General features: G+C 51.2%; 3 protein-coding genes. All 3 read left to right on the top strand.

The annotated features are described in order from the left end of the window. The coding region (locus tag ACRC27_RS08125) for an ATP-dependent helicase C-terminal domain-containing protein (protein ID WP_438639631.1) at positions 1 to 143 on the top strand (143 nt) is incomplete at its 5' end. Between the two features lie 322 nt (positions 144 to 465). Continuing rightward, positions 466 to 1,074 (top strand): CDP-alcohol phosphatidyltransferase family protein, encoded by a 609-nt coding sequence (locus ACRC27_RS08120; protein WP_438639630.1) that lies wholly within the window; start codon positions 466 to 468, stop codon positions 1,072 to 1,074. Then, on the top strand, positions 1,067 to 1,991 hold a 925-nt coding region (locus ACRC27_RS08115; protein ID WP_438639629.1), incomplete at its 3' end, for a phosphatidate cytidylyltransferase. The genes ACRC27_RS08120 and ACRC27_RS08115, both read left to right, overlap by 8 nt.

Genomic DNA, 1,991 nt, shown 5'->3' with positions numbered 1-1,991 from the left:
CTCGCGATCTGCAGGCTTTCTGGCAAGGGGCGTATAAAGAAGTACAAAAAGAGATGAAGGGGCGTTATCCCAAGCATGTGTGGCCGGACGATCCAGCCAATACCCAAGCTACTCGTGCCACGAAACGGCACTGGCAGGGGTGAGGTTTGCGAGTAATGTGCTGATGAGTTGCTCATGCCGGAACCGAATGAATCGGGCATGCAATCAATCGAATATGCTGGGATATTAATAGGCGACCACTTATCTCTATGATTAATCGGTAGAACATAACATTGAGGGCGGTGTCGCGTAACTGGACTCATCGTCTTGACTTTCACAAACTGCTTCGTGGACTATGCGCGATTCATCTTACAATTTGCGTATGTCTGTTTTACCGTTCCACCGGCATCCGCAAGCGTAACCAGGGGAATAACGTATTCCTCTGGTGGTTCCTCGGTTTATTTCTTGGCTGGTGTTTGGTGGATTATGCCCACAATTTATGCTTTAAAATCCCGCTTTCAACACGTATTGCGTCCTTTGGTACGTCTGTTAGCCGCTGTCGGAGTGACGGCCAATCAGGTCACACTGGCGGCCATGTGTGGTTCCGTACTGTATGGCGTGTGGCTGTCTCTTTCGTCACATAGCTCCCTATCTTGGTTATTGTTGCCGCTATTTCTGTTTTGTCGCATGGGGTTGAATGCAATCGACGGCATGTTAGCCCGCGAATTTGATCAGCAGTCACGTTTGGGGGCGATCCTGAATGAGGCCGGTGATGTTGTGTCTGACTCCGCTTTGTACTTGCCCTTTATGTTGGTCGCGCTGCAACCCGAATGGGTGCTATTGGCGGTATTGCTGGCCATATTGTCAGAGTTTATTGGGGTGCTTGGCCCCGGAATGGGGGCTTCCCGTCGTTATGATGGCCCGATGGGAAAAAGTGATCGGGCATTTTGGTATGGGGCATGGGCATTGGCGATCGGGCTTTGGCCAGTGTTGCGGGCGTATACCAGCGTTGTCTTTGGCGTGACGGCGTTACTGCTGTTGGTCACCATTATCAATCGGAGCCGTATGATGTTGCGGGAGACTAAACATGTTTGATGGATTGAACATACAACCGTTGCAGTGGGCGTTAGGCGGTGTGTTTTTGTTGTTGGCGTTGGCCAGTCTGGTCATTCGTGGGCTGGCACACCGTAAACCGGAAAAGAACTGGTTGGAGCTAAAACAACGGGTCAATACGTGGTGGTGGATTGTTGGTATTTTCTCGCTGACCTTACTGGGCAATACCGTACTGGCGTTGGTGGTGTTTGCCTTAATCAGCTTTTTGGCTCTCAAAGAGTACCTGACTTTGTGTGCTACGCGTACCGTTGATCATGTTGTGTTGTTTTGGGCTTACCTCAGTATCCCTCTGCAATATTACTGGCTGGGGATCCACTGGTACGGCATGTTCATCATCTTCATTCCGGTTTATATCTTCCTCTTTGTGCCGATGCGTATGGTACTGGCGGGGGAGACGCAGGGCTTTCTTAAGGCCGCCGCCTCGTTACAGTGGGGGCTGATGATTTGTGTCTTTAGCCTGAGTCATATGGCGGCTGTATTGACCGTGCCACAACTCAGTGGCGCAGGCAGTGCATCACAAGGGGCGATGCTGCTGTTTTATCTGGTTTTACTCACACAGTTAAACGATGTGGCACAGTATCTATGGGGCAAGAGTCTGGGTAGACGCAAGATAGCGCCGAAAGTCTCCCCAAATAAAACGCTAGAAGGCTTTTTGGGCGGGGTACTGACCACGACCGTGCTGGGTGCGGTGCTAGGGCCGCTACTGACGCCGCTTACTTTGGTTCATGGGCTATTTGCCGGCTGTTTGATTGGCTGTACCGGATTTATTGGTGACATTGTGATTTCGGCGGTTAAACGCGATATTGGGGTGAAAGACTCCGGGCGTTTATTGCCCGGGCATGGGGGGATCTTGGATAGACTCGATTCGCTGACGTATACGGCGCCGCTGTTTTTCCATT

Source organism: Plesiomonas sp. (assembly GCF_051650925.1).
GTDB lineage: Bacteria > Pseudomonadota > Gammaproteobacteria > Enterobacterales > CAMTGL01 > Plesiomonas.
This window is presented reverse-complemented; position numbering and strand designations above follow the sequence as displayed.